The organism is Microbacterium sp. (assembly GCF_032084865.1).
GTDB lineage: Bacteria > Actinomycetota > Actinomycetes > Actinomycetales > Microbacteriaceae > Microbacterium.
In genome coordinates, this window is sequence record NZ_DAMDLU010000138.1 from 1 (window position 1) to 7658 (window position 7658).

9 protein-coding genes are annotated in these 7658 nt (G+C 69.1%); 3 read left to right on the forward strand and 6 right to left on the reverse strand.

Annotated features, from left to right (window positions below; all coding sequences use genetic code 11):
• Both RT309_RS12420 and RT309_RS12425 read right to left on the reverse strand, forming a co-directional pair.
• On the reverse strand, positions 1–791 hold a 791-nt coding region (locus tag RT309_RS12420), incomplete at its 3' end, for a chaplin family protein (RefSeq protein WP_313357478.1).
• Positions 792–876: 85 nt separating this feature from the next.
• Entirely contained in the window at positions 877–1881 is a 1005-nt protein-coding gene (locus RT309_RS12425) for a hypothetical protein (protein ID WP_313357480.1), read from the reverse strand.
• Positions 1882–2376: 495 nt separating this feature from the next.
• Here RT309_RS12425 and dnaB point away from each other — a divergent pair, with 495 nt between their 5' ends.
• Complete coding sequence (dnaB, locus tag RT309_RS12430; RefSeq protein ID WP_313357482.1) at positions 2377–3774, forward strand: replicative DNA helicase; 1398 nt, start codon at positions 2377–2379, stop codon at positions 3772–3774.
• Positions 3775–3797: 23 nt separating this feature from the next.
• On the opposite strand, the gene RT309_RS12435 is transcribed toward dnaB, so the two are convergent.
• Together RT309_RS12435 and RT309_RS12440 are read right to left on the reverse strand one after the other, a co-directional pair.
• Positions 3798–4583 carry a DNA/RNA non-specific endonuclease gene (locus RT309_RS12435; RefSeq protein WP_313357484.1) on the reverse strand — a complete coding sequence of 262 codons (786 nt, stop codon included), beginning with the start codon at positions 4581–4583 and terminating at the stop codon, positions 3798–3800.
• 99 nt (positions 4584–4682) lie between these two features.
• Positions 4683–5270 (reverse strand): TetR/AcrR family transcriptional regulator, encoded by a 588-nt coding sequence (locus RT309_RS12440; protein ID WP_313357486.1) that lies wholly within the window; start codon positions 5268–5270, stop codon positions 4683–4685.
• A 99-nt stretch (positions 5271–5369) separates the two neighbouring features.
• Here RT309_RS12440 and RT309_RS12445 point away from each other — a divergent pair, with 99 nt between their 5' ends.
• Both RT309_RS12445 and RT309_RS12450 read left to right on the forward strand, forming a co-directional pair.
• Complete coding sequence (locus RT309_RS12445) at positions 5370–5813, forward strand: ester cyclase (protein WP_313357488.1); 444 nt, start codon at positions 5370–5372, stop codon at positions 5811–5813.
• Between the two features lie 78 nt (positions 5814–5891).
• Complete coding sequence (locus RT309_RS12450) at positions 5892–6539, forward strand: LON peptidase substrate-binding domain-containing protein (RefSeq protein WP_313357489.1); 648 nt, start codon at positions 5892–5894, stop codon at positions 6537–6539.
• Positions 6540–6563: 24 nt separating this feature from the next.
• Here RT309_RS12450 and RT309_RS12455 read toward each other — a convergent pair whose 3' ends face one another.
• Both RT309_RS12455 and RT309_RS12460 read right to left on the reverse strand, forming a co-directional pair.
• Complete coding sequence (locus tag RT309_RS12455; protein ID WP_313357491.1) at positions 6564–7061, reverse strand: DUF427 domain-containing protein; 498 nt, start codon at positions 7059–7061, stop codon at positions 6564–6566.
• Between the two features lie 37 nt (positions 7062–7098).
• On the reverse strand, positions 7099–7658 hold a 560-nt coding region (locus RT309_RS12460; protein ID WP_313357493.1), incomplete at its 5' end, for an alpha/beta hydrolase.

A 7658-nucleotide genomic window follows, 5' to 3' on the forward strand; every position in this document is an offset into this window, starting at 1 on the left:
GTGATGGGTGCGAGCACCTGTGTTCCCCCGAGGATGCCGTCGTCTCCGCTGGTGGTGGCGTCGGTCATGGGTGCTTCAGCAGGTGCCGAGTTGCCAGCCGGTCCCTGTGTGACGGCAGACTCACCCAGCACGGAGATGCCGTTGCCGGTCACGGTGACCGGTGCGGTGATGGGTGCGAGCACCTGTGTTCCCCCGAGGATGCCGTCGTCTCCGCTGGTGGCGGCGTCGGTCATGGGTGCTTCAGCAGGTGCCGACGCTTCCCCCTCGCCAGCGGTGACGGCGGAGTCGCCGAGCACCGAGATGCTGTTGCCGGTCACCGTGATCGGTGCGGTGACAGAGACGAGACCCTGCGTACCCGCCAGGATGCCGTCCGACCCCGAGGTCGCAGCCGCCGCCGGTGCCGGCTCAGGTGCCGGCGCGGCGGCATCCGATTCAGCGGCGGACGAGCCGAGAACGCTCACGGCGTTCCCCGACACGGTCACCGGAACGACCACGTCGACGAGCGCCTGCGTGCCCGAAGCCACGCCTCCTTCGCCGGTCGTGGCGGCTGAGGAGGACGATGGCGCCGCGGGTGCGGCATCCGTGCTCGTTCCGGCCGCAGCACTGCCGAGCACCGAGACGGCGTTGCCGACGATGTCGATGGGTGCGGTGACCGGCGCGAGGATCTGCGTCCCCGAGAGAAGACCTTCGTCTCCGTTGGTTTCGGCCGCGCTGGCGGCCGTGGCGCCGAGCAGCGAGACGCCGCCGGCGATGAGCACGCCCCACATGGCGTGCTTGACGATAGTGCGCATGAGTATTGCTCCTGATCTGTGCGAGATGAAGACCACACGGTCGCGTGGTCCGGGCATTGCCGATGCAGAATCGGCCGCCCTCTCGTCAGTCAGGAGAGACGTCGGTGCCGCCCGCCGGAGAAGCGGGCAGAGCGGCATCCGCAGGGATGCCCGTCCGCGACGACGCATCGATGTCGACGCGCGCGGAGCTAGGACGGTCAGAAGTCGCGCCGGACGCCGGTCCGCCGCTGCCGGCGGCAGACGCCGGACTCGCCGCCGGCGCGCTCGCGGGCGCACCGGGCAGATCGCCGGAAGGCGCGGACTGCTGGACGCCGGCATCAGGCGGCGTCCAGTCGTTGTCGTGAGAGACGACGGGCAGGGCGGATGCCGCAGGCTGCGCCGTGTGCGTCACCGCCGTCACGGCCTCGATCTCGGCCGCCGGCTCGGCTGCGCTGTCCACGCCAGGGGTGACCGCGTCGTCATCGAGCGGGCGATCCAGCTCGGGAAGGCCGGCATCGTCGGAACCCGGGATGCTCGGCTGCAGACCGTCGACGACGGGAGTGACCGTGCTGTCGATCACCGGAGGCACGATGTCGAGAACTTCGTCCACACCGGTCGCCAGCTCGTCGACGAGGTCGGTCGCGCCGAGTCCGTCGAGCACCGTGCCCAGCACGGGAACGCCGCTAACGGCATCCGTCACCGGTGTCACGATCGAGCTCACGGGAGTCGATGCCGCGACGTCCTCGACGGTCTGCGTCACGTTCGACACCGTCTCGCCGGTCTGCGCGATCACGTGCGCGGTGGGTGCTCCGACCACGGGCACAGATGCCACGGTGGTCGTCGTCTTCGCGACGACCTGCTCGACGACCGGCACGACGGGTGCGGCGACATGCTCGACGGTCGTCGTCGCCGCTTTCGCGACCGGAGCGACCCCACCGCCCAGCGTGTCGCCGACGAGTGAGGTGAGTCCCGACAGAGGCGTCGGAGCTTCGTCATCCGCTCGAGCCTCACCACCGGCGAACACGGCACTGAGCAGAGCCCACGCGAGCACGAAGAGCGCGCCCCAGAGGTACACCGCTGATCTGCGGCCCCCTGTCGTCTCCACCTTCATGCTCACCCCCCTGGGCAATCTGAGAAGTCTCTCCGATCTTGCCCGAGACGTTACCCGAGACCACAGAGATCGTCCACCCCCGTGACCTGCGGATCGGGGCGCTGCAGCGCGGCGCGCCCGGGCGAGGCCGCACTTGACTTTCCCCAGGTTCTGCACATCGGCCCTCCCGATGCGTCAACCTTCAATCTCACGTTGAGGCGGAAATTCGTCCACAGGGTGGGGAACCGAAGAAAGCCAGATGAGACGAAAGAAAAATCGACGAACTCGAAACTCTCCACCGAGTTGTCCACACCCGTTCTGCACAGACACTCCGGAGTTCTTCGCACACTCTCCACACACTTATCCACAGCCCCGTTTGCATGGGGATAACCCGCCTTCTAGCTTGAGGGAGACCGGATGTCGGTGGCGCGTGTTCTGCTTGTGCCCGAGGCCGACTGCCCGCCGGTCTCAAGTGCCGGTGACGAGCGTTCAGTCGTGCCGGCCGGGAGGAGCACGGTGTCGATCGCAGATATCTCCAACGAGCGTCTGGGTAGTTCTCGCGCGCCCGAGCGCACCCCACCGCACGACCTTCTCGCCGAGCAGAGCGCCCTCGGCGGCATGCTGCTGTCGAAGGACGCCGTCGCCGATGTGATCGAGATGCTCAAGGGCGCCGACTTCTACGTGCCCAAGCACGAGCTGATCTTCGAGGCGATCCTTTCGCTGTACTCGCACGGCGAGCCCACCGATGTGGTGGCTGTGACCGACGAGCTGATCAAGACCGGTGAGCTGGGGCGCGCCGGTGGTGCCGACTACCTGCACACGCTCACCTCGATCGTGCCGACCGCGGCGAACGCCGGGTACTACGCGGGAATCGTGGCGGAGCGCGCGATCCTCCGGCGCCTCGTCGACGCGGGCACCCGCATCGTGCAGCTCGGCTACGCCGGTGAGGGCGACGCCGCCGACATCGTCAACAACGCCCAGGCCGAGATCTACTCGGTGACCGGCTCCGAGACGGCCGAAGACTACGTGCCGCTCACGATCGCCGTCGACGCGGCTGTCGAAGAGATCGAGGCGGCCAACGGTCGCGACGGCACGATGACCGGCATCCCGACCGGGTTCCGCGAGCTCGACGAACTGACCAACGGCCTGCACGGCGGTCAGATGATCGTCGTCGCCGCGAGACCCGCTATGGGCAAATCAACGCTGGCTCTGGATTTTGCTAGGGCGGCTTCCATCGGCCACAACGAGCCGTCGATCTTCTTCTCGCTCGAGATGGGCAAGAGCGAGATCGCGATGCGCCTGCTCAGCGCCGAGGGTGCGATCCCGCTGCAGAACATGCGCAAGGGAACCCTCGACCCGCGCGACTGGACAACTGTCGCGGCCACTCGCGGCCGTATCAACGACGCGCCGCTGTACATCGACGACAGCCCGAACATGACCCTCGTCGAGATCCGCGCCAAGTGCCGTCGCCTCAAGCAGCGCGAAGGTCTGCGGCTGGTGGTCATCGACTACCTGCAGCTGATGACGAGCGGCAAGCGCGTCGAGTCGCGCCAGCAGGAGGTCTCGGAGTTCTCGCGTGCGCTCAAGCTGCTCGCGAAAGAGCTGCAGGTGCCGGTGATCGCGCTGTCGCAGCTGAACCGTGGCGCCGAGCAGCGCTCCGACAAGAAGCCCGCGATCAGCGACCTGCGCGAGTCGGGCTCGATCGAGCAGGACGCCGACATGGTGATCCTGCTGCACCGCGAGGCCGCATACGACAAGGACATCCGTCCGGGCGAGGCCGACCTGATCGTCGCCAAGCACCGCAACGGACCCACTGCGACGATCACCGTCGCCTTCCAGGGCCACTATTCGCGGTTCAAGGACATGGCGCCCGGTGACTTCGGCGGAGGCGGCGGGGGCGGCGACTTCAACTGACCCCGGCGCTGCGGGGCCGCGGCTCAGAGCACGATCGCGTCCGATCCCGCCAGTTCGCGCCACTCCTCGCCGCGCGCGGTCTCGGTGGCCAGCACATCAGCATCCACCAGCGCGCCGAGGTCGATTCCGGTCATGCGGGCGATCGCCGACACCGACACCTGGAACGTGCGGAAACCGCCCAGCGGCGGTGCGCTCACCCGGCCTGCGGTCACATCGACGAGAGCGGACTGGTCGAGCACGAAACCCGCGCACGCGAGCCCGTCGGGCCCCAGCCATGCCGCCACCTTCCAGAAGCCGAGCGGAACGCGGATGCCCCGGTAGGGCGGGTCGCCATCGGCCAGCACCGGGGCGGTGAACACCGAGAGACGCTGATCGGTCGCTTCGGCGTAGGTGAGCACATGGTCCTCGAGTCCGAGCCAGAGGTCCTTCGACTGATTGAACACCGCCACCTGGGGTGCGGCGTTAGGGTACGCGAACGTCGCCGCCATGGCGGCGCGGGCCGCATCCGAATCGCCCCAGCCGGGATCCCGCCGCCGTACCAGATGACCGCGATCCAGATCGTTGTGCGCGTACACGTCGGGACCTGCCTGCTCGGCATCCGGAATCCTGCGATCGAGGTGCCACGAGCCCTTGCGAGCGATGTCCTGCAGCGTCAGGCCGTCGATGTTGACGCCCGTCACCGCGGCGAGACGACGCTCGGGATCGAGCAGCACGCTGAACCTCGGGTACGCCAGCGTGCGCACGACCTGCGGCGGCGCAGGCAGCGGCAGCGGCGTCGCCAGGAACGCCGGGTCATAACCGTCGATCATGCTGCTCATCGTGCCGCAGGCCACCCCGTGCCGCACGCCACCCCTGGGCGCGAGCCGCCCGGCGTCGACCGGCTCGCACGGCAGCCGTCGCGGGCGACGTCAGCGGTTCTGCATCACCTGCGCGACGAGGGTGTCGGCGAGCCACGCCTCGAATCGGTCCGGGCTCCACCCCGAGGTGCCGACGAGCTCGCCGTACACGCCAGTCGCACCGAGAGCGCGGAAGATCGCCTGCGCATCGTCGAGCGGGATGCTGAGATCGTCGCGAACCGATGCGATCAGCTCATCCATGACGCGGTTGCGCCCGCGCAGCTTGCCATGCAGAAGCGCACGCGTGTCGGCGTCTTCGTCCACGGCCGAATCGAGGATCAGTGCGACGGCGAAGTCGGTCGTGTACAGGGTGGTCATCCAGTGCGCCGCGCCACGCAGCCGCGCCACGGCATCCGGCAGAGAGAGCACCTCGCGGGCGAGCGCTCGCGCCCCGGCGCGTTCGAGCCAGCGCTCGCAGATCAGGTTGAGGATCTCACGCTTCGCGCCGAACGCCGCGTAGACGGTGCGCGTCGCGACGCCCGCGCGCGCGGCGATCGACTCCATGCTCGTGACGCTGTATCCCTCGCTGGCGAACAGCTCCCGTGCGGACTCGGCGATGCGCACCTTCGTCGCCTCGGCCTGCTGCTGCCGATAGCTCATGGTCCCGCTCTTGACACCGTCCGCCATTCCGACATACTATCCCTGCATTCAGTGCAGTACAGGTGCAATGAATACAGACAATCTGCAAAGGAGTCCATCATGACTGACACCACGACCGCGCGCGAGATGCTCGCCGTGGTCGAACGCATGCTCGTGGAGGGGTTCGCCGGCGGTCGCCTCGACGTCGCCGACGAACTCTGCTCGCCCGACCTGATCGAGCACCAGTTCGGGCTAGCCGGCCGCGGAGCCGAGGCGATCGCGAAGGTCCGCAACGGCATGCAGACCGTGCACGACGCCTTCCCCGACCTGCACTTCTCGATCGGGGACTGGGCGGTCGCCGGAGACACCATCTGGGTGCGCGCCGAAGCGACCGGCACGAACACCGGTCCGTTCATCGGCCCGCCGACCGGACGTCCGGTGCAGTTCACCGTGTACGACTCGGCGCGCGTCATCGACGGCCGCATCGTGGAGCACTGGGGCGTGCCCGACCGGTTCGAGATCATGGTCCGCCTCGGCCGGATGCCTGAACCGCAGGCCGCCTGACACCGATCTCAACGGATCACTCGTTCGTCGATCCGGTCCGCCGGTGACAGGGGTCGCTCGGAGTGGTTTACTGGCGCGATGGCAGCCACGGCGATGTTCCCGCTGGAGACGGTGCTTTTCCCGCACACGCCTCTCGCGCTGCGCGTCTTCGAGGAGCGCTACCTGAAGATGCTCGGCGCGGCTCTCGAATCCCACGAGCCGTCGTTCGGGGTCGTGCTCATCGAACGCGGGTCCGAGGCCGGGGGAGGGGACACACGATTCCGCACGGGCACGATGGCGCGGATCGTCGAGGTCGCCGCGACCGAGCGCGACATCGAGCTGCTCGTCGTCGGCGGGGAGCGCATCGAAGTGAGCGCCTGGTGGACCGACGAGGTCTACCCGACCGCCGAGGTGCACCCGATCTCCGAGCTGACCTGGGATCCTGCGCTCGCACCCCTGCGCGACGAAGCCGAGAAGCATGTGCGCCGCGTGCTCACCCGCGCCGCGCTGACCTCGGGGAGCCGGTGGGACCCGAACATCGAGATCTCCGACGACCCGCTCGAGGCATCGTGGCAGCTGGCCGCGATCGCGCCGCTGGGGCCGATCGACCAGCTCGAACTGCTGCAGGCCACCTCGCTCGCCGGGCTGCTCGCCCGCATCATCGACCTCACGCTCGAGGCCGAGCAGATCCTCACGGCGACCTTCGACGGCGGCGACGACAACGACGGGCCAGGGCTCACCGCCTGACCCCTCACCGCATGACCCGGGGCGTCACCACCCCATCGAGCCCGGTGCGCCCTTGAACGGGCCGCGGATGCGGGACGTGATCCAGCCGCCGTAGAAGCGACCCGGCTGCGGGATTACCTGCTCGTCGCCCACGGTGCACGCATCCATGTCTCCGGCGTACACCGCGACCCGCCCGGTCAGCGCCTCGAAACCGCGTGCAGGGCGCGGGTAGGTCCACGCGGCTCCGGGCACGACGCGGGAGCCGCCGCGCACGTCGAAGTACGCCGCCTCGCCCTTGAACTCGCAGAACGACGATCCGGATGCCGGGACGAGCGCCCCCTCGATGAACGAGTCCGACGGCAGGTAGTACACCGGCGGATGGCTGGTCTCCAGCACCCGGACGGCATCGACGGTGTCGGCGATCAGCACGCCTCCCAGACGGATCGTGATCCGCTCGGGCACCGGCTCGACGCGCGGTGGCCGCGGGTAATCCCACACCGACTCCTCGCCCGCGCGGATGGGGTCGGGTACCGGCCGTCTCATACCGCGAGATTACCCTCCGCCCGCTGAACCGGCGCGGTCACACCCGCTCCGCGATGACCCGCGCGGTCGCCGCCGGATCGGGGCGATGCATGATCGACTCGGGCACGATCACCAGCTCGGCGCCCTCGACCTCACCCGCGAGCCGGTCGGACGACGCGACGAGGAACGGGAAGGTCTGCGCGCCGCGCAGCACCGTCACCGGCACATCGACGTCGAGTAGAGCGGCATCCGGATGCCGATAGCGCAGCGTCAGCCGCGCGTCGTACACGGTCGACTGCGCGAGCGGGGCGAGGGCGGCCAGCTGGCCGCTCGCACGGCCCGCCTCCACCATCTCGGCGGGCAGCCCCACGGCGTCGCGCTGGAATGCCGCGACGGCGTCTTCGCGGCATCCGGTGTCGACCAGCTCCTGCAGCCGTCGCGGCAGCTCCTCGCCCCAGCCCTGCGCGTCGAAGTCGATCGGCGGCTCCGACAGGAACAGCGCACCGGTCGGCACCCCGTGCGATGCGGCGAACAGCGCGAGGATCGCACCCGACGAGTGGCCGAGCACGGCATCCGCCCCGCCGACCGCTCCGATGACGGCGGCCAGATCGTCGGCCT

Excerpts from the sequence above, each read along its gene's own strand:
- RT309_RS12425 (WP_313357480.1), bottom strand. The coding sequence starts at position 1,881 with ATGAAGGTGGAGACGACAGGGGGCCGCAGATCAGCGGTGTACCTCTGG.
- RT309_RS12435 (WP_313357484.1), bottom strand. The coding sequence starts at position 4,583 with ATGATCGACGGTTATGACCCGGCGTTCCTGGCGACGCCGCTGCCGCTG.
- RT309_RS12440 (WP_313357486.1), bottom strand. The coding sequence starts at position 5,270 with ATGAGCTATCGGCAGCAGCAGGCCGAGGCGACGAAGGTGCGCATCGCC.
- RT309_RS12445 (WP_313357488.1), top strand. The coding sequence starts at position 5,370 with ATGACTGACACCACGACCGCGCGCGAGATGCTCGCCGTGGTCGAACGC.
- RT309_RS12450 (WP_313357489.1), top strand. The coding sequence starts at position 5,892 with ATGGCAGCCACGGCGATGTTCCCGCTGGAGACGGTGCTTTTCCCGCAC.
- RT309_RS12455 (WP_313357491.1), bottom strand. The coding sequence starts at position 7,061 with ATGAGACGGCCGGTACCCGACCCCATCCGCGCGGGCGAGGAGTCGGTG.